Here is a 19,336-nt window from a genome sequence, read left to right as displayed (position 1 = left end):
ACGCCTGTAGAAAAACGAAACGGCCCCTGAACCTTCAGGAGCCGTTGTATAACGCCGCTAAGCTGAAATTAGCGGGTAAAAGCGTAAACTTCGCCGCCTTTCGCCTGAATCAGCAGCTTATCGCTGGCGACTACTGGTGTAGTCTGGAAGCCGGAGCTGTCCACTTTCTGCTGAGCGACAAAACGGCCGTCGGTCGTGTTGATCCAGTGCAGATAGCCTTCGCTGTCGCCAACCACCAGGTAACCGTTATACAGAACTGGCGTAGTCAGGTTGCGATGCAGCAGATCGCTCTGGCGCCAGACGGTCACGCCGCCATCGGTGCTGAGAGCGACAACGCGATCGTCCTGGTCGACCAGATAGATGCGGCCAGCGTCAACAATCATGTTATGTACGGAACCGATCTCGCGTTTCCACATAATCTGACCAGAACGCAGATCCATCGCCGCCAGGCTGCCGTTATAGGCCAGCGCATAGACCACGCCATCTACCACTACCGGCGTTGTATCAACGTCTGACAGGCGATCGATTTCCGTCGCGCCGCCAGGCTGAGAGATACGCTGCTGCCAGATAATCTGGCCCTGGTTCATCATTACGGCACTCACGCGGCCGTTATCACCGCCGACAATGGCCGCGCCGAAAGCGGTAGCCGGAGCCGATTCACCGCGCAGCGACAGCGCTGGCACATCCAGATTCACGGTCCACTTCACGACGCCGCTGCTCTGATCCAGTCCCTGTAGCATGCCGTTGCTGGTATGAACCAGCACCAGACCGTCGCTGACCACCGGACGAGAAAGCACTTCACCTGCCGCTTTAGTCTGCCAGGCAATGGAGCCGTCGTTACTGTTCAGCGCGTAAACCTCAGCACGTTCGCTGCCGACGTAGACGCGTCCGCCGTCGTAAGTCAGACCGCCGGAAAGCTGCGCGGGCAGGTTTTTAGAGAAAAAGCCGGTTTTGGTCGACAGGTCAACTTTCCACTGCTCTTTGCCGTCAGCCCCGTTCAGGGCTTTTACAATGCCAAAGCGATCGGCGGCATAGACCGTGTTTTCAGACCAGGCCGGATGCAGATTGGAGTAGTAATCACCTACGCCATCGCCTACCGAGGTGCTCCAGACTGTTTCCGGGGTAAACTGATTTTCCACTTTTGGCAGCGGCGACATTTTGACCACGTCTTCTTCACCGCTAAACCATGAACATCCGCTGAGAAGCGTGACTGAAATCAGTCCCGGCAGCAGTATCTTACGCAATTCCATGAAATCCCTCTTGAGCCTGTTGCGGCAATTTCTGCCCGGATCTTAACCCGGCAGATTATTCATTTTCATTTGCAGCATCTCTTTCAGCGCCGATGAGGCGTTAGAGCCGATGCCTTTACTCCAGGCTTCACGAGCACCCTTGCTGTCGCCTTTGCTCAGCAATGCTTCGCCACGAACGTCGGCGATAATTGCCGTCCAGCCGTCGCCCTTGATCGCATCCAGAGTTTTCAGCGCCGCATCCGCCTGCTTCTGCTGCAGCTGGATACGCGCCAGACGCAGGTTGAGCACGGCCTGCAGGTCAGCGTCTTTGGTGGCTTTCAGTCCGGTTTCCAGCTGAAGCGCAGCTTTATCCAGCTGGTTGTTATCAACATAACGCTTCGCCAGATCCAGCGAGGCCAGCGCGCCATAGGTGTTGCTGTTGCTGCTGACAAATTTTGCTGCCGCATCCAGCGTGGCCGGCTTGCTGCCGTCCAGCGCGGTAGAAACCTGCTGGTAGGCCGCCGAGGTTTCACGACTGCCGTTATCCTGCTGGCTGCTCCAGTAGCGCCACCCTGCCAGCGCGCCGATACCGATGATCACACCGATTGCCAGCGCTTTGCCGTTCTGCGCAAAGAAACCTTTTAGCGCGTCGACCTGCTCATTTTCGTTGCTATATACTTCCACGCAAACTCTCTCCTTAAATCGCGGCTGTCTGCTGCAGCATGGCTGCCAGCGTGGCGGCTACATCCTGCTGCGCCAGCTTTTGCTGCTCGCCGTTACGCAAATCTTTAATGACGACCTGACCGTTGGCGACTTCTTCTTCACCCAGCACCAGCGCCACGCGCGCGCCCCATTTGTCGGCACGGGCAAACTGTTTCTTAAAGTTGCCGCCGCCAAAGTTGGTCATCAGCTTCAGCGAGGGATCGGCGTCACGCAGTTTTTCCGCCAGCTGCATAGCGCTCGCCTGCACGCCAGCCCCTGAAGCGATAACATAGACATCGACAATGCGCGTCGGTTCAAATTCCGGGTTAACTGCCTGCACCAGCAGCACCAGACGCTCCAGCCCCATCGCGAAGCCCACGGCTGGCGTGCCGCGTCCGCCCAGCTGTTCTACCAGGCCATCGTAACGTCCGCCGGCACAAACGGTGCCCTGCGCGCCCAGGCTGCTGGTAACCCATTCAAAAACGGTACGGTTGTAGTAATCCAGACCGCGAACAAGGCGCTGGTTGACCGTATAGGCAATGCCCGCGGCATCCAGCAGCTGGCACAGGCCATCAAAGTGTTCGCGCGAATCCGCGTCCAGGTAGTCGCCCAGCACTGGCGCATCGTTCAGCAGGTTCTGAACATCCGGATTTTTGCTGTCCAGCACGCGCAGCGGGTTGCTGTACATGCGGCGCTTGCAGTCTTCGTCCAGAACGTCTTTATGAGTTTCCAGGAAAGCCACCAGCGCATCGCGGTAGTTAGCGCGCGCTTCCAGCGAACCAATAGAGTTCAGCTCAAGGCGAACGTGGTCGGCGATACCCAGCGCTTTCCACCAGCGCGCGGTCATCATAATCAGTTCGGCATCAATATCCGGGCCCTGCAGGCCAAAGACTTCCGCACCAATCTGATGGAACTGGCGATAGCGGCCTTTTTGCGGACGCTCGTAGCGGAACATTGGCCCGATATACCACAGACGCTGTTCCTGATTGTACAGCAGACCGTGCTCGATACCGGCACGCACGCAGCCCGCCGTTCCTTCCGGACGCAGCGTCAGGCTTTCGCCGTTGCGATCGTCAAAGGTGTACATCTCTTTTTCAACCACGTCGGTCACTTCACCGATAGCGCGCTTGAATAACGGGGTCTGCTCTACAATCGGCAGGCGGATTTCGCTATAGCCATAGCTGGCCAGCACCTGCTTAAGGATCTGTTCAATGCGCTGCCAGACGACGGTATCTGTCGGCAGATAGTCGTTCATGCCGCGGATTGCCTGAATATTCTTCGCCACTTTTCTTCTCTTCTTTTATTCCGGCGGGCGCGGCCTGTCGTTAAGACAAACCCGGCCCGCACTCATTTATTTTTCCAGCTGCTGTACATCGATACGGCGGGATTCGTCCATCATCGCGGCCTTGGCGCGGATACGCGCTTCCAGCTGGTCGATCATATCGTCGTTATCCAGGCGCTCGCGCAGGCGCACGCCGTCTTCGTAAAAGCCGCTTTTCTTGTTGCTGCCGGTTACGCCCAGCGTAGAGACCAGCGCTTCGCCCGGCCCGTTGACCACGCAGCCAATGATCGAGACGTCCATCGGCGTAATGATATCTTCCAGCCGCTGCTCCAGCGCGTTAACCGTTCCGATAACGTCAAACTCCTGACGCGAACAGGTTGGACAGGCGATAAAGTTGATGCCGCGGGAACGGATGCGCAACGATTTCAGGATATCGAAACCGACCTTCACTTCTTCAATGGGATCGGCCGCCAGCGAAATACGCAGCGTGTCGCCGATGCCTTCTGACAGCAGCAGCCCCAAACCGATGGCGGATTTTACCGCACCGGCTCGCGCGCCGCCTGCTTCGGTGATGCCCAGGTGTAGCGGCTGCTCAATCTGCTTAGCCAGCAGGCGGTAAGATTCTACGGCCAGGAAAACGTCGGAGGCCTTAACGCTGACTTTGAACTGGTCGAAGTTAAGGCGATCGAGATGATCGACGTGGCGCATGGCGGATTCGAGCAGCGCCTGCGGCGTTGGCTCACCGTACTTTTCCTGCAGATCTTTTTCCAGCGACCCGGCGTTAACGCCGATGCGGATAGGAATATTGTTGTAGCGCGCGCAGTCGACGACCTGACGAATTCGCTCTTCATTGCCGATGTTGCCGGGATTAATGCGCAGGCAGTCAACACCATATTCAGCGACTTTCAGGGCGATGCGGTAGTCAAAATGGATATCAGCAACCAGCGGGACGTTGACCTGCTGCTTGATCAGGCGGAAGGCTTCCGCGGCATCCATGGTAGGAACAGAGACGCGAACAATATCCACGCCAACGCGCTCAAGCGCTTTGATTTGATTGACCGTGGCAGCCACATCGGTGGTGCGCGTATTGGTCATGGACTGGACGGCTATGGGTGCGCCGTCGCCCACCGGCACCTGGCCGACGTAAATGCGCTTTGATTTGCGACGGATAATGGGTGCTTCGTTATGCATATTCTTTCTCCGGAATTACTCGCGACCAGAAGATGCGTTATTGCGCACCGACTGTAAGGCGGGCAACCTGGTTGGTACGGATAAAACGACTCAGATCGACCGGCTGACCCTGATACTGGATCTGAACTGCGCCCGGCGCGCCAATCTTCAGACGATATGGTGCGGTGCCGGTAAGGCTGAGTTTACCACCACTGCGCTGCATTCCGCTGAACAGTTTTTTGCCGGTTGCATCGGAGACTTCCAGCCAGCAGTCCTTGCTAAAATTCATCACCAGCGCCTTTGCCTCCGCGCTAACGGCCGCGGCGGCCGTTGGCATCTGGCTATTACCGGCATTATCTGCCGGTACCTGGGAAGGTGAAACCGCAGCCGGCGCAGCGGCAGCGGCCGGAGCCTGCTGCGCTGGCGTAGCCGCAGCCGCTGCCTGAGGCTGCGCGCTGTCGGCTGGCGCTGTCGCCTCTGCTGCCGGTGCCTGCCCGGCAGTTGTGGCTTCAGCAGGCTGAGTGGTGTCTGCGCCGCTGTCGTTCAGCGGAATCGACTGCCCGTTACTGGTATCCGCGTTCTGATCGGCCATCGAAACCAGATCGTCCTGCGCGGCCTTGTGGTTTTGCCACCACCAGGCACCGGTCAGGCCCACCACCACAAACAGCACCAGCCAGGTGAAAATCATCAGCCAGCCGTCGCGCTTTTTGCGGCGTTTGCCCAGCGAAAAGCTCTGCATCGGCTCCACTTTGGCGGCGCGCACGGGTGCCTGTTTCGCCATCATCGGCAGCAGTTCTTCTTCCGGCACGTGCACCAGCCGGGCGTAGGATCGGATATAGCCACGCAGGAAGGTTGACGCCAGATCCGCAGGCGCCTTGTCCTCTTCAATATCGCGTACGGTGGAAAGTTTCAGGCAAAGGCGCTCCGCAACGTTTTGTTGAGAAAGGCCCATCTGCTCACGCGCTTCGCGCAGGCGCTCGCCTGTTGAATTTGTTGCTGATTTATCAGTGGCTTCAGTATTCATTAGCTAAAAAATGCAGGTACTGTATCGATTGTGGAAAATTTCGCGCCAGCTGCTCCCCGGCAAGCCTGATGGCTTCGGGACGCTTAGCCAGCGCGGCGAAGCGAATCTCTAACCACAAACTTTGCGCCGAAGCGGCAAAGTTGCGTTGATAAACATCTAACAAGAGCCGCGACGTATCGCGCTCATTCTTTCCAAATCGCCTTTCGGCTTCTGCCAGCAGTGCAGCCCCCTTCAGCGGATCGTTTCGCGTTGCTTCCATTAGCGCGGCTTTTGCTTTCTGCTGCTCTCCCGCCAGGAGATAACAGTATCCGGCATTTTCCAGCGCGTCGGCGCGACCTGCTAAACCCACCGCCTTGCTAAACTGCTGCTGAGCCGCATCATACTGCCCTAATCGACAGAGAAACGCACCGTAATTATTGATTACGTCACGGTTTTGTTCTGCCAGCCCCAGCGCTTTTTGATAACTGGCGCTTGCCGCCGCGCTGTCGCCCGTACGCTGATAATAGCGAGCTATCGCCAGCTGGCAGCGGTAATCCTTTGGCGCCAGGGCCAACGCCTGACGCAGATTGCGCCCGGCTGGTGCCAGTTCGTCGCGCGCCAGATAAACCAGCCCTAATTGTAGCCTTGTCTCCGCCAGCTCGCTGCGCTGTGGCGACAGGTTACAGCCTGAAAACAGTAATGCAACCAGCCAGATCGGTAATCCTTTACCCATAATCGCCTCCTTGTAGCGGAAGCGATGTTACGCCCTTTCACTAAGCGAACAAGTCGCTTTAGCTACTCGCTGCCTGGTTTCAGAGCGCTTTCACAGAAATGGCTTCACCAGCCAGTTTTTTCCGCATAGTACGACGCGTGCGGTCAATGACCTCGCCGGCCAGCTGTCCGCAGGCGGCATCGATATCGTCGCCACGGGTCTTACGCACAATAGTGGTAAATCCGTAATCCATCAACACTTTAGAGAAGCGATCGATGCGGCTGTTTGAGCTACGGCCATAAGGCGCGCCAGGGAAGGGGTTCCATGGGATCAGGTTAATTTTGCACGGGGTCTCTTTCAGCAGCGCGGCCAGCTCGTGAGCGTTATCGGTGCTGTCGTTGACGTGATCCAGCATGACGTACTCAATGGTCACGCGGCCCTGGTTAGCATTAGATTTGGAAATATAACGGCTGACCGAGGCCAGGAAAGTCTCGATATTGTACTTTTTATTAATAGGGACGATTTCATCGCGGATGGCGTCGTTTGGCGCATGCAGAGAGATGGCCAGCGCAACGTCGATCATGTCGCCCAGCTTATCCAGCGCGGGCACCACGCCCGAGGTAGAAAGCGTTACGCGGCGTTTTGACAGGCCAAAACCAAAGTCGTCCAGCATGATTTCCATGGCCGGCACTACGTTGTTAAGGTTCAGCAGCGGTTCGCCCATGCCCATCATCACTACGTTAGTGATAGGACGCTGGCCGGTGACTTTGGATGCGCCGATAATCTTCGCCGCACGCCATACCTGGCCGATAATTTCCGAAACGCGCAGGTTGCGGTTAAAGCCCTGCTGCGCGGTTGAGCAAAACTTACATTCCAGCGCGCAGCCTACCTGGGAAGAAACACACAGCGTGGCGCGATCTTTTTCCGGAATATAGACCGTTTCGACCTGCTGGCCGCCAACGGTAATGGCCCACTTGATGGTGCCATCCGCCGAGCGCTGCTCTTCCGCCACTTCCGGCGCGCGGATCTCGGCCAGCTCTTTCAGCTTGCCGCGAAAAACTTTGTTGATGTCGGTCATTTCGTCGAAATCATCACAGCAGTAGTGATAAATCCACTTCATCACCTGATCGGCGCGAAAAGGTTTTTCGCCAAGACCAACGAAAAACTCGCGCATTTGCTGGCGATTCAGATCGAGCAGGTTGATTTTTTCTTTCTTAGGCGTAGTGATAGCAGACGACGGGGTCACAATTTGTTCTGACATAATTTTCTCTGGCCTCGTTGTTACACGTTATGGCGCTGGGGGTTAAGGAGTATAAATGAAACGCCCCCGCTGAGCAGGCTCACCAGGGGCGCATTATTGTACAGGCAGTGGCTCTGCGGATTAAAGGGCGTTATGAAAATAAATTGTAAACGCGCCGCACAGCCCGGCCGTCAATAATCTTAACGAGTGCGTGGGCACACTTCGTTTTCACCGAAGAAGAACGCGATTTCACGGGCTGCAGACTCGGCAGAGTCAGAACCGTGGGTAGCGTTTTCGGTGAAGCTGTCCGCGTAATCGGCACGCAGCGTACCAGCCAGCGCGTTGTCCGGGTTAGTTGCACCCATCAGGTCACGGTGACGCTGTACGGCGTTTTCGCCTTCCAGAACGGAAACCACTACCGGGCCAGAAGTCATGAATTCAACCAGACCGTCGAAGAAAGGACGGCCCTGGTGTTCTGCGTAGAAGCCTTCAGCCTGCTCTTTGGTCAGGTGCAGCATTTTGCAGCCAACGATTTTGAAGCCAGCGCTTTCAAAACGGTTGAAGATGGCACCAATTACGTTTTTTGCCACCGCGTTCGGTTTTACGATAGAAAAAGTACGTTCGATAGTCATATTGACCCCTGTTTAACGTCTAGTTTAGCCGGTGAAAAGGCTCCCCGGCCGAGAAAATGGCGCCGATTATAGGGTTGATAGCCGTTGTTGCCTATCGGAGATTCAACAAATCATTAAAAAAATCGCTTAACTGCATACAGATTAGTAACGCAGCAGCCGAATCGTACAAAAATAGCGCAAACCTGACGTTAACCGTAAACCGGTGCGGGCAAAGGCTTGTGATGGCCGTCAGGATAGCCGACACTCAAAACACTTATCCCTACAGCGAGGCCGCTATGACTTCCTCTTTTTTTGTAACCGCCGACTGGCTGGCAGAGCACTATGCCGATGACGATCTCCAGGTACTGGACGCGCGCATGCTGCCGCCAGGCCAGGAAAAGGTGCGTGATATTCAGGCGGAGTATCGCGCCAGCCATCTGCCTGACGCTCCCTTTTTTAATATTGAAGCGCTCTCCGAGAGTAGCAGCCCCTATCCACATATGATGCCGCGTGCGGAAGCCTTTGCCGTAGCCATGCGCGAGCTGGGCATTAGCAGCGATAAACACCTGGTGGTTTATGATGAAGGCAACCTTTTCTCAGCGCCGCGCGCCTGGTGGATGCTGCGCCAGTTCGGCGTGGAAAACGTTTCGGTACTGGCTGGCGGGCTGAAAGGCTGGCGCGAGGCCGGTTTCGACCTGGCATCCGGCGATGTCGCCCTGCCAGAGGCGGAATTCGAGGCGCGTTTCGATCCGGCGGCGGTCAAGCGTATTACCGAAGTCATGGTTATTAGCCACGAAGGCGGCGCGCAAATTATCGACGCGCGGGCAGCCAACCGTTTTAACGCTGAAGTTGATGAACCCCGCCCCGGCCTGCATCGCGGCCATATTCCCGGCAGCCTGAACGTGCCGTGGAACGAGCTGGTGGAAAACGGCGAGCTAAAATCACCTGAGGCGCTGAGAGCCATTTTTCAGCGTCAGGGCGTGAAGCTGGACGAGCCGATTGTGGCCAGCTGCGGTTCCGGCGTAACGGCGGTGGTGCTGATTCTGGCCCTGAACACGCTGGGCGTAGAAGACGTGACGCTCTATGACGGTTCCTGGGGCGAATGGGGAAGCCGTGATGATTTACCGATTGAGCCTGCACCCGCACGCTAAAAAAGAGATGAACAATTCAGCGGCGCTTTATTAAGTTACCTGAATAAATTCTTTTTTAATTGGCAGACAAAAAACGCCCGAAAAAGCTAAATAATTCGGGCGCATTTGTCACTTAGATAATCCGATCCTGCTTCAGCGATCGTAAAAAACTCCCCCACCGCCGCTCATAAAAAGGGGTGATATGGGCGGTGAAAAAATGGCCGATATTGTCATTCTCGACCACTTCGCAAATATCTACCGGCTCATCTTCCAGCAGCGTATCGGTCGCGACGCTACCGGCAGCCTGAATAATGGCGTCGATATCGCTGTCAGCTTCAATACCAATCAGTAAATTCGGCTTCTGCTCTGCCGCTTCTTTAATATGCGCAACCCAGGCACGCCGTACCTGTTTATATTTAGCGAACAGCTGCGTTAATGAGGCGATAGTTTGCGCGGGCGGTTCGGCAATTTCCGACAGCAGCAGCGTCGTGCCGCCTTCCAGCACCGTTTGCTGGCTGAGCGCATTACCGTTCTCACCCAGCAGATTGCTGATTTCACGCGGGGAAAACTCTTTGCCGACGGGCAACTTTGCATTCAGAAACAGCGTTTCGCCCTGGGTCATGGCAAACAGCGTGCGCACCGGCATCACCAGAAACGGCAGCTCTTCGGTTACCGCCTGCTGTAAAGCCTGCTCAGAGGTAAAGAACGGAATAATGCTGGTTCCGTCGTCCTTCTCCCAGTGCTGCAGCTCGACTTCATCCGTGGCGGACTGCTCCGCGCTTTTGCCCGGTACCCAGACGCTTGCATCCAGCAGCAAGGCGAAAAATTCCGGACGATGCGCAGGCTCGGTGGCCGCCAGTTGCAACACCTCTTCCAGGCGTTGATTGGTTTCGTTCATTATTGCATTCCGTCAAGGTGCCGGGCCGCCTGGCCCGGCTACAGATACTATTTCAGCAGCAGATTTGCCACGGTACGTACGCCCAGCCCGGTCGCGCCAGCCGACCACTGATCGACAGCGCCCTTACGATAGGTTGCCGAACAGTCAATGTGCAGCCAGCCCTGCTGATAATTTTTAACAAAATGCGACAGGAAAGCGGCCGCCGTGCTGGCTCCCGCCGTATGGGAAGGTGCAGCGATATTGTTCAGGTCAGCAAAGCTGGAGGGTAAATAGCCGCGATGGAATTCGGCCAGAGGCAGACGCCAGAAAGGCTCGTTTTCGCTACCGGCACTGACCAGCAGCGACTGCGCCAGCTCGTCGTCAAAGCTGAACAGCGCGTGATAATCATTCCCCAGCGCGGTTTTGGCCGCGCCGGTCAGCGTGGCGGCGTCAACGATCAGCTCCGCGTTCTGTTCGCTGGCGTCAATCAGGCCATCGGCCAGCACCAGGCGCCCTTCCGCATCGGTATTCATTACCTCAACGCTTTTGCCGTTGCGATAACGGATAATATCGCCCAGGCGGAAAGCGTTGCCGCTCACCATATTGTCGGCGCAGCAAAGATAGAGTTTGACGCGCTTATCCAGTCCCCGGCTAATGGCCAGCGCCAGCGCACCGGTCAGCGTCGCCGCCCCGCCCATATCGGACTTCATCGAATCCATTGAGCCGCTCGGCTTCAGGCTGTAGCCGCCGGTGTCAAAGGTGATACCCTTGCCGACCAGGCAGGCAAATACCGGCGCGCTGTCGTCACCGGTCGGATTGTAATCCAGCGCCAGCAACGCCGGGCTGCGCGTAGAGCCGCGGCCAACGGTGTGTAACCCCGCGTAGCCTTGCAGACGCAGATCTTCGCCTTTGGTGATACGGTAGCTGGCTTTCTCGCCCGCTACGCCGCAAAGCAGATCGACCGCGCGCTGCGCCAGCTGCTCAGGGCTAAGCTCTTCCGCCGGCAAATTGATGGTGTCGCGTACCCAGTCGATAATTTTCAGTCGGCGATCGAACTCTTTCTGGTCGGCCTCGTTCAGCGCGGCCCACTCTACTTTGCGTTCGCCTTTTGGCCCGCGATAGCCCTGCCAGAATGCCCAGCTCTTTTCCAGATCCCAGTCGCCTTCCAGGCTAATGTGGCGGATCCCCTGTGCATCAATTTTGCGTGCCGCACGCTGGATAGTGGTCAGCGCATCGCCGCCCACCAGGTGAATTGTCATTCCGCTGTCGTTGCTGGTCAGGGTCGCTTTTTCGCCCCAGCGTGCATCTGCCGCTGCCGTTGACAGCGTAATGATCATTGGCGTGGTTGTCATCGCATCGCTCCTTGTTAAAAACAGTCATTCCGGCCTGAAAAGCCGGACGCGGCAGTCAATGTTGCTGCCTGTTCATTTTCCAGAGTAACAGAATAAATGAAAAACGGGCCGAATCAGCCCGTCAGAATCCTGAAAAATACCGCTCAGCGGCCGCAAGGGTTAGCGGGAGCGCGCTTTGAAAGCCTGCCACTGCGGAGAAACATCGCGCAGGCGGCTAATTGATTTGCGTACCAGCTCAATGGCGTAGTCAATTTCTTCGCCAGTCGTAAAACGCCCCAGCGAGAAACGCAGCGAGCTGTGTGCCAGTTCTTCACTCAGTCCCAGCGCGCGCAGAACGTAAGAAGGCTCCAGGCTGGCGGAAGTACAGGCGGAACCGGAAGAAAGCGCCAGGTCTTTTAACGCCATGATCAGCGACTCGCCGTCGACGTGGGCAAAACTGACGTTCAGAATATTGGGGGCGCTCTGCTCAAGGCTGCCGTTAAGGTAAACCTCTTCGATTTCACTCAGGCCAGCCCACAAAGTTCTGCGCAGCATATTCAGGCGAGCGGTTTCGCTGCTCATCTCTTCTTTAGCGATACGGTAAGCTTCGCCCATGCCGACAATCTGATGCACGGGCAAAGTACCGGAACGCATGCCGCGCTCATGTCCGCCGCCGTGAATTTGCGCAGCAATACGAATACGCGGTTTGCGACGGACAAAAAGGCCGCCGATCCCTTTTGGGCCATAGAGTTTATGGGCAGAGAAAGAGGCCAGATCGACGTTCAGCGCGCTGAGATCCAGCGGCAGTTTGCCAACGCTTTGGGTGGCATCAACATGAAAAAGGATATCCCGCGAGCGGCACAGTTCGCCGATGGCGGCAATATCCTGCACCACGCCGGTTTCGTTGTTTACATGCATGATAGAAACCAGGATGGTGTCGTCGCGCATCGCATCCTTCAGCTGCTGTAGCGTGATGATGCCGTCGGCCTGGGGTTGCAGATAAGTTACCTCAAACCCTTCCCGCTCCAGCTGAACGCAGGTATCCAGCACCGCTTTGTGCTCGGTCTGGCTGGTAATAATGTGTTTGCCTTTCTCCTGATGGAGTTCGGCAGCGCCTTTAATAGCAAGATTGTCGGCTTCGGTCGCACCAGAGGTAAAGACGATTTCACGGGGGTCGGCACCGATCAGTTCGGCAACCTGGTTGCGGGCGACGTCAACGGCTTCTTCAGCCTGCCAGCCAAAGCGGTGGGAACGGGAAGCCGGATTACCAAAGGTGCCGTCCATAGTCAGAAACTGCACCATTTTTTCCGCTACGCGAGGATCGGCGGGCGTAGTCGCGGCGTAATCGAGGTAAATCGGGACTTTCATTGCGTTGAACTCCGTACATGTAGTATGTCATTCAACGCGACCGATCTATCGGCGATGCTCGTCTCCGAAACGGTATAACGGGCGGCGCGGGCACCGCCGCTTTAATCAGGCACGCAGATTGACGTTAATAGTTTCAAGCACACGGCCCACCGGCACGCGAGCTTTTTCAGTGTTGTTCTGACGGTCGGCCACGTCCAGGATTTCCTGGTTATTGACCAGCTCGGCCAGCGTAATATTGTTCAGGAAGTCGCTGATGCGCTCGCTCAGATCGCGCCACAGTACGTGGGTCAGACAGCGCTCGCCGCCCTGACAGCCTTCTTTACCCTGACATTTGGTCGCGTCTACGGACTCATCCACGGCGGTAATTACCGCGCCTACTGCGATTGCGCCAGCCTCTTTACCCAGCAGATAGCCGCCACCCGGCCCGCGAACGCTGGCCACCAGGCCATTTTTGCGCAGGCGAGAAAACAGCTGTTCCAGATAGGACAGGGAGATGCCCTGACGCTCTGAAATATCAGCTAAAGGGACGGGTCCCTGGTGTGAGTGAAGTGCAACGTCGAGCATAGCAGTAACGGCATAACGGCCTTTGGATGTCAGTCTCATGGCGTAATCGACCTCGGTTATTCAGAAACATTCGATGGTCGCAAGTCTGCCATTCCCGAGTGATTTGGTCAACTATTTAACCTGGTAAATCACTCAAGTATTTAACCTGGTAATTTACTCAACTATTACCCGCGTTACCGCTGTGCTTTTTCGGTTACTTTTCGCTCTTTGGCTTCTCCAGCGAAGAGAGCATGCCGCGCAGAATATTCAGTTCGTCACGCTCCGGGCGCGCTCGCGTATAAAGGCGGCGCATTTTGCTCATCACCTGGCCAGGATTGCCTTCGCGGATAAAACCGCTTCTGACCATCATCTGCTCCATGTGCTGATAGAAACGTTCCAGATCGTCCACCAGCGGATAAGGCGACTCTTCATATTCCGGCTGGCTGCTTTCCTGCGACTGTAGCCAGGCCATACGAACTTCATAAGCGATGATTTGTACCGCCATCGCCAGGTTTAGCGAGCTGTACTCCGGGTTGGCGGCGATAGCGACGTGGTAGTGGCACTTTTGCAGCTCTTCGTTGGTCAGGCCCACGCGTTCACGGCCAAACACCAGCGCAACCGGTGCCTGCTGGCCTTCCTGCACGCTTTTGATACCGCATTCGCGCGGGTCAAGCATCGGCCACGGCAGCGAACGCGAGCGAGCGCTGGTGCCCACGACCAGGCTACATCCGGCCAGCGCTTCATCAAGCGTGTCGACAATGTGCGCTTCGCCAATGACGTCGCTGGCACCGGCGGCCAGGGCAATCGCCTGCGAGTCAGGTTTTACCAGCGGATTAACCAGATAAAGGTTGGTCAGGCCCATGGTTTTCATCGCGCGAGCGACGGAACCCATATTGCCGGTGTGAGAAGTTTCCACCAGCACGATTCGGATGTTTTGCAGCATAGGGATTCAGGTCTGTGAGATAATTTTGGGATATTAACATATTTTCAGGACTTTTAATGAACCCGCTGTTATAATCCGCGCCGTTTTCCGTTCTTTAACATCCAGTGAGAGAGACCGATGCATCCGATGCTCAACATCGCCGTGCGCGCTGCGCGCAAGGCCGGTAATTTGATTGCCAAAAATTATGAAACTCCGGACGCCGTTGAAGCCAGCCAGAAAGGCAGCAACGACTTCGTTACCAATGTTGACCGCGACGCCGAGCGCCTGATTATTGAGGTGATTCGCAAGTCTTATCCGCAGCACACCATCATTACCGAAGAGAGTGGTGAGTTAGCCGGAACAGACCAGGATGTGCAATGGGTTATCGATCCACTGGATGGCACCACCAACTTCATCAAGCGTCTGCCTCACTTCTCCGTTTCTATCGCCGTGCGCATTAAAGGCCGCACCGAAGTGGCCGTGGTTTACGATCCTATGCGTAACGAACTGTTTAGCGCCGTTCGCGGCCAGGGCACCCAGCTGAACGGCTATCGCCTGCGTGGTTCTACCGCTCGCGATCTGGACGGCACCATTCTGGCTACCGGCTTCCCGTTCAAGCTGAAGCAGCACGCCACGCCTTATATCAATATCGTTGGCAAACTCTTTACCCAGTGTGCGGACTTCCGCCGCTCCGGTTCTGCCGCGCTGGACCTGGCCTATGTGGCCGCGGGTCGCGTGGATGGCTATTTCGAAATCGGTCTGAAGCCGTGGGATTTCGCCGCAGGCGAACTGCTGGTACGTGAAGCGGGCGGCCTGGTTACCGACTTCGTGGGCGCGCATGGCTATATGCATTCTGGCAACATCGTAGCGGGTAATCCGCGCGTGGTGAAAGCGATGCTGGCCTCTATGCGTGACGAGCTGAGCGAAGCGCTGAAGCGCTAAGTCGTCCCGGTGATAAAAGGCTGAACCTTCGTTCAGCCTTTTTTTATGCTTAAAACATGGGTCGAATACCGCCGGACATCGCCGGTTGCGCGCTCAGCCACAGAATAGTGCCGATTGCCACCAGCAGTAGCCCACCCGTAAATGACAGACAGGCCCACAGAAGTTTTTGCCCGCCCTGCCCTTTTTTATTCTGACTGAGCTTTAGCGCCAGCGCGCGGGAAACCTGTACCAGCAGCGCCATAGCGGTTACCGTGATCGCCGTGCCGACAGCCATCGTCAGCGCCGACAACACGCCCCACCAGTAAACGCCAATCACTTTAGCAAACAGCAGCATCATAATCGCGCCGGAACAGGGGCGCAGGCCCATCGACAGCACCACCAGCGCTTTGGTTTTGCCGCTGACCGCTTTGTCGAGCATTCCGCTGTCCGGCACGTGCTGATGGCCGCAGCCGCACTGTTCGTGGTGCTGATGTTTGTGCTGATATTGATGCGGATGCACACCAACCTGCGTAGCGGGCAGCACGTTACGGATAACCATTTTGGGCTTTCTCAACAGATGAACCATCCTGGCGGCCGCGCGCCAGCACAGCCAAAGACCCAGCCCCGCCACCAGCAGGTAGCTGCCCTTTTCCAGCCAGTAGCTGCTGATATGCAGCTGGCGCGAAGAGAGTTGCAGCACCGTCAGCACCATGGTTACCAGCGCAATCGCCGCGCCGCCCTGCAATACGGCGGCGGCCAGCGTCAGCCTGATGCTGGTTTTCATCTTTGTCGGATGCGTTGCCAGAAAAGTGGCGATAACCACTTTGCCGTGGCCAGGCCCCAGCGCGTGCAGAATGCCGTAAACCAGGCTAAAGCCCATCAGCGTTACGCCGACCTGACCCGGCTGGCTTGCAACCTGTTGCAGCAGCGCCGTCATCTCAACGTGCAGATTCCGCTGCCACACCACGCTTTGTAATAAAATTTGCGGCCAGGAGAACCACAACGTGATGCCCGCTGCGGTAAACAGCAAAAGCAAAAGATAAAGCGGCCAGGCCTGAAGCCAGCGGCGGCGCGAAGGCGATAAACAGGAGATTACTGACATAGTAAGGTTACCGTCTGGGCAAACTGGCGGCCTAAATCCATATCGGCTGGCGGCGCGTCAGCCTTATCCAGCGACAGCGCATAGGCCTGCAAGGAGGTATTGGGATCGGGCGTTTTTAAGCTGAAGCGGCACTGCCGGGCCAGCTCCGCAGGAATATGTAACGCTTTTTCAGAATCAAAAGTCATATCAACAAAGTAAGTCGGATCAAAAACGGAAAAGCTGTAGCGTTGTCCGGCCAGCGGCTGCGGCTCGCCCAGCGGTAAAATAAACTCCAGCACGGCTTTATTTCCCTGTTTCAGCAACCGGTATTCCGGCGGTAAATTACCAAATTTTACCGGCTTTCCCTGATGCCAGAACTCGGTAAAATAGTGCTGCCCAAGCACGTTTGCCATGACTTCTGCGGCCAGCTTTTTCCAGATAACGGAATCAGGTTTGGCAGAGCGCGCGTCGTAGAGCAAATCGGCAGAAGTGATTTCATCCATTACCCAGCGCATTTTCAGGCCGGTAAGCTGATTGTCCTGATGCACCAGCGTCGTCTGCATGCTGATAAAACTATGGGGATGGCTCCAGGCCAGCGGTGCCATGGCAAATAGTGCCATGAAAACCAGAGTAATGAAAACGTTATAACGTAACAATACCTGCTCCTTTTCTGCTCGGACAGTCAATTCTGTGACCTGCCTTAAAAGCTACAAAAAAATGTTGGGACTGTCGGTTTAGTCAAAGGCAATCACGCTATTCTTAGCGAAGTACTTTTAACAGAGACGGCAGACCATGACAGAATCCTTATCCGGGCCTGCTGCTTTCTCCAGCCCGCAGCGACGCTGCCACCTGCTTTTACTGCTTTATCTTCCGACCAGCGTAACGCTGGATCTCGTCTGCCAGCTCAACGGCGTTGATCCTGCCGTTGCCCGGCAAGATATAGCGGAGGTGGCGGCAGAAATCCAGCGCTATCACAGGCTCGCTGTTGTACAGCCAGCCAGCGAAAGCTTTGCGATCGAAGGTGCGGAACTGGATCGGCAGCTGTGCCTGCTGCACTGGCTCAGACGTGCGCTGCGGCTGACGCCCGATTTCGTTCGCCAGCAATTTTCGCCCGCCATCAAACAGCAGCTGCAACGTTTGCAAATGGAAAAATTGCTCTACGATGAGCATAACCTGAGCGCGCTGATCCAACATTGCTCGCAGGGACTGGCACGGGATTTTACTGACCGTGACCGCCAGTTTTTGCCGCTGTTTATGCAGTACGTACTGTGCTGCCGGGCGGAACTGGCCTTTAACGAATCGCAGCAGGCCTGGCTGTCAGCGCGCGCAGAATTCAGGGTAGCGCAGGAGATAGTTAACCACTGGCAGAAACGCTGTAAAAACGCGCCGGACAGCAGCGTTGCCTGTTTGCTCGCGCTGCTGTTTAGCCAGATTCATGCCCCCGTGGTGGCCGACATTCGTTTCGACTACCAGCGCCAGCTGCATGAAGAAGTGCACTTGCTGATCGAGCGCTTTCAAATGCTTTCGGGCCATTTTTTTAGCAATCCAGACGAGCTTGGCGAACAGCTTTATACCCACCTTGCTCAGGCGCTGGAACGCTGCCTGTTCGGCATCGGCATTGATAACAGCCTGTCGGACGAGGTGGTCCAGCTCTATCCCCGGCTGCTGCGCACCACCAAAGAAGCGATCGTCAACTTCGAGCAGCATTACGGGCTGGCTTTCTCGCAGGAAGAGATGGGGCTGATTGCCATTATCTTTGGTGCCTGGCTGATGCAGGAGAACGTTCTACAGGAAAAACAGGTGCTGTTGCTGACCGGAAAAGATCGCGAGCTGGAAAAGCAGGTCGAACAGCAGCTCAGAGAACTGACGCTGCTGCCGTTGAGCATTAAATATCTGGATGTCATCGAGTATCAGCGCAGCAGCGCGCCGAAAGGTATTGCGCTGGTGATTACGCCTTACGCCACGCCGCTGCCGCTCTATTCTCCGCCGTTAATTCATGCGGAACTGCCGTTGCAGTCTCATCAGCAGGAACGTATCCGGCTGCTGCTTGAATCATAAACCGGCCGCTTTTGGACGCAGAAAGAGCGCCGGAACGACCAGCAGCGCCATCACCCAAAAAATATTGCCGTGCAGATGCGGGAACAGCAAGCCGCAGACGACCGTCATGACCGCAATGCCGCCGCCCATTGCGACTGCTGAATAAACGGACTGCAGGCGAATCACTTCCGCTCCTTCCCTGGCTGCGATAAAGCGCATGGCAGCAAGATGGCAAATGGTGAAGCTGCCGCAGTGCAGAATTTGCGCTATCACCAGCAGCGGTAAAGCGGTTGTCGAGGCCAGCAGGCTCCAGCGGATCAGCGCGCAAATGCCGGAAAGCAGCAGCAAATCACGCGCCGTCCAGCGGCGAAACAGTTTACCGCTGGCGGCAAAAACAATGATTTCCGCCACCACGCCCAGCGACCAGAGGTAGCCCACCACGCTGGCGGAATAGCCTGCATCCTGCCACCAGATAGCGCTAAAGCCGTAATAAGCCGCGTGCGCACCCTGCATCAGCATTACGCACAGCAAAAAGCGCCAGACCGCATTTTCCTTCAGCAGCCGTTGCCAGTCCTGCCAGCTGGCGCGTTCCACCTGCTTTTCGCTGCCCTGCGGCATTACCGCCGGACGAAACAGCATGCCGCCAAGCATGGCCGCCACGCCCGCACAGAGCAGCCATAAAATGGCCTGGTAAGAGAAAGCGTTAACCAGTACGCCCGTCAACGCAGAGCTGATAACAAACGCCAGCGATCCCCATAGCCTGACCGGCCCGTAGGCCATCGCAATCTGCCGTTGCCAGGTGGCGGCCAGCGCGTCGCTGAGCGGCACCAGCGGCGAGAAAAACAGGTTAAAACCAATCATCACCAGCAGCAGCCAGACCCAAAAAGTCCCGATCCAGAAGCCCAGCGCGCACAGCAGCGATAAGCCAGCCAGCAGACGAAGCACGGTAATTAATCGAGAAGGATTGGTGACGCGGGAAGCGATAAGCAGGCTACCGGTAAAGCGGGCAACCATGCCAGCCCCAAGCAGCAGACCGATTTTTTCAGCATCCAGGCCGACGCCTTTTAGCCACACGGCCCAGAAAGGTAGCCAGACGCCATAGGCAAAGAAATAGGTGAAGTAACCCAGCGCAAGCCACCAGGCAGAACGAATTGCCATTTTCCCTCCGGCAAAATTC

At 56.4% G+C, this 19,336-nt stretch carries 19 protein-coding genes; 3 read left to right on the top strand and 16 right to left on the bottom strand.

Features of this window, described 5'->3' with window-relative positions; all coding sequences use genetic code 11:
* Positions 1–68 precede the first annotated feature (68 nt).
* The 8 genes from bamB to ndk all read right to left on the bottom strand — a co-directional run bounded on the left by bamB (position 69) and on the right by ndk (position 7,970).
* Positions 69–1,250: an outer membrane protein assembly factor BamB gene (bamB, locus tag KUE00_RS15115; RefSeq protein WP_246760716.1), complete on the bottom strand. Its 1,182-nt coding sequence runs from the start codon at positions 1,248–1,250 to the stop codon at positions 69–71.
* Positions 1,251–1,292: 42 nt separating this feature from the next.
* Positions 1,293–1,913, bottom strand: a complete 621-nt coding sequence (locus KUE00_RS15110) for a YfgM family protein (RefSeq protein ID WP_246760715.1) — start codon at positions 1,911–1,913, stop codon at positions 1,293–1,295.
* A gap of 13 nt (positions 1,914–1,926) precedes the next feature.
* Positions 1,927–3,216, bottom strand: a complete 1,290-nt coding sequence (gene hisS / locus KUE00_RS15105; protein WP_246760714.1) for a histidine--tRNA ligase — start codon at positions 3,214–3,216, stop codon at positions 1,927–1,929.
* A 66-nt stretch (positions 3,217–3,282) separates the two neighbouring features.
* Positions 3,283–4,404 (bottom strand): flavodoxin-dependent (E)-4-hydroxy-3-methylbut-2-enyl-diphosphate synthase, encoded by a 1,122-nt coding sequence (ispG, locus tag KUE00_RS15100; RefSeq protein ID WP_246760713.1) that lies wholly within the window; start codon positions 4,402–4,404, stop codon positions 3,283–3,285.
* 37 nt (positions 4,405–4,441) lie between these two features.
* Complete coding sequence (gene rodZ / locus KUE00_RS15095) at positions 4,442–5,407, bottom strand: cytoskeleton protein RodZ (protein ID WP_246760712.1); 966 nt, start codon at positions 5,405–5,407, stop codon at positions 4,442–4,444.
* Complete coding sequence (gene pilW / locus KUE00_RS15090) at positions 5,397–6,119, bottom strand: type IV pilus biogenesis/stability protein PilW (protein ID WP_246760711.1); 723 nt, start codon at positions 6,117–6,119, stop codon at positions 5,397–5,399. Before pilW ends, rodZ begins: the two co-directional genes overlap by 11 nt.
* A 79-nt stretch (positions 6,120–6,198) precedes the next feature.
* Positions 6,199–7,359, bottom strand: a complete 1,161-nt coding sequence (gene rlmN / locus KUE00_RS15085; RefSeq protein WP_246760710.1) for a dual-specificity RNA methyltransferase RlmN — start codon at positions 7,357–7,359, stop codon at positions 6,199–6,201.
* A gap of 179 nt (positions 7,360–7,538) precedes the next feature.
* Positions 7,539–7,970, bottom strand: a complete 432-nt coding sequence (gene ndk / locus KUE00_RS15080) for a nucleoside-diphosphate kinase (protein WP_246760709.1) — start codon at positions 7,968–7,970, stop codon at positions 7,539–7,541.
* 275 nt (positions 7,971–8,245) lie between these two features.
* Here ndk and sseA point away from each other — a divergent pair, with 275 nt between their 5' ends.
* Entirely contained in the window at positions 8,246–9,100 is an 855-nt protein-coding gene (sseA, locus tag KUE00_RS15075; RefSeq protein ID WP_246760708.1) for a 3-mercaptopyruvate sulfurtransferase, read from the top strand.
* 112 nt (positions 9,101–9,212) lie between these two features.
* On the opposite strand, the gene sseB is transcribed toward sseA, so the two are convergent.
* The 5 genes from sseB to trmJ all read right to left on the bottom strand — a co-directional run bounded on the left by sseB (position 9,213) and on the right by trmJ (position 14,141).
* Positions 9,213–9,977, bottom strand: a complete 765-nt coding sequence (sseB, locus tag KUE00_RS15070) for an enhanced serine sensitivity protein SseB (RefSeq protein WP_246760707.1) — start codon at positions 9,975–9,977, stop codon at positions 9,213–9,215.
* A 47-nt stretch (positions 9,978–10,024) separates the two neighbouring features.
* The gene (pepB, locus tag KUE00_RS15065) at positions 10,025–11,308 is read right to left on the bottom strand and encodes an aminopeptidase PepB (protein WP_246760706.1); all 1,284 of its coding nucleotides are present in this window, start codon (positions 11,306–11,308) and stop codon (positions 10,025–10,027) included.
* Between the two features lie 159 nt (positions 11,309–11,467).
* Positions 11,468–12,655, bottom strand: a complete 1,188-nt coding sequence (locus tag KUE00_RS15060; protein ID WP_246760705.1) for an IscS subfamily cysteine desulfurase — start codon at positions 12,653–12,655, stop codon at positions 11,468–11,470.
* 105 nt (positions 12,656–12,760) lie between these two features.
* Entirely contained in the window at positions 12,761–13,258 is a 498-nt protein-coding gene (gene iscR / locus KUE00_RS15055) for a Fe-S cluster assembly transcriptional regulator IscR (protein WP_246760704.1), read from the bottom strand.
* A gap of 154 nt (positions 13,259–13,412) precedes the next feature.
* Positions 13,413–14,141, bottom strand: coding sequence for a tRNA (cytosine(32)/uridine(32)-2'-O)-methyltransferase TrmJ (gene trmJ, locus KUE00_RS15050; protein WP_246760703.1), 729 nt, complete (start codon positions 14,139–14,141; stop codon positions 13,413–13,415).
* A 117-nt stretch (positions 14,142–14,258) separates the two neighbouring features.
* Here trmJ and suhB point away from each other — a divergent pair, with 117 nt between their 5' ends.
* Positions 14,259–15,062, top strand: a complete 804-nt coding sequence (suhB, locus tag KUE00_RS15045; protein WP_246760702.1) for an inositol-1-monophosphatase — start codon at positions 14,259–14,261, stop codon at positions 15,060–15,062.
* A 49-nt stretch (positions 15,063–15,111) separates the two neighbouring features.
* On the opposite strand, the gene KUE00_RS15040 is transcribed toward suhB, so the two are convergent.
* Together KUE00_RS15040 and KUE00_RS15035 are read right to left on the bottom strand one after the other, a co-directional pair.
* Positions 15,112–16,143, bottom strand: a complete 1,032-nt coding sequence (locus KUE00_RS15040) for a nickel/cobalt transporter (RefSeq protein WP_246760701.1) — start codon at positions 16,141–16,143, stop codon at positions 15,112–15,114.
* Positions 16,134–16,742: a DUF1007 family protein gene (locus KUE00_RS15035; protein WP_246760700.1), complete on the bottom strand. Its 609-nt coding sequence runs from the start codon at positions 16,740–16,742 to the stop codon at positions 16,134–16,136. Before KUE00_RS15035 ends, KUE00_RS15040 begins: the two co-directional genes overlap by 10 nt.
* A gap of 172 nt (positions 16,743–16,914) precedes the next feature.
* Here KUE00_RS15035 and csiE point away from each other — a divergent pair, with 172 nt between their 5' ends.
* Complete coding sequence (csiE, locus tag KUE00_RS15030) at positions 16,915–18,180, top strand: stationary phase inducible protein CsiE (RefSeq protein ID WP_246760699.1); 1,266 nt, start codon at positions 16,915–16,917, stop codon at positions 18,178–18,180.
* Here the strand turns inward: csiE and KUE00_RS15025 are convergent.
* The gene (locus KUE00_RS15025) at positions 18,175–19,317 is read right to left on the bottom strand and encodes a 3-phenylpropionate MFS transporter (protein ID WP_246760698.1); all 1,143 of its coding nucleotides are present in this window, start codon (positions 19,315–19,317) and stop codon (positions 18,175–18,177) included. The two genes, csiE and KUE00_RS15025, sit on opposite strands and share 6 nt — an antisense overlap.
* Positions 19,318–19,336: the final 19 nt, after the last annotated feature.

This window comes from Erwinia phyllosphaerae (assembly GCF_019132875.1).
In the GTDB taxonomy this organism is placed as follows: Bacteria; Pseudomonadota; Gammaproteobacteria; order Enterobacterales; family Enterobacteriaceae; genus Erwinia; species Erwinia phyllosphaerae.
Note: the sequence above shows the minus strand (reverse complement) of the source record. Positions and strands in the feature narration are given on the sequence as shown.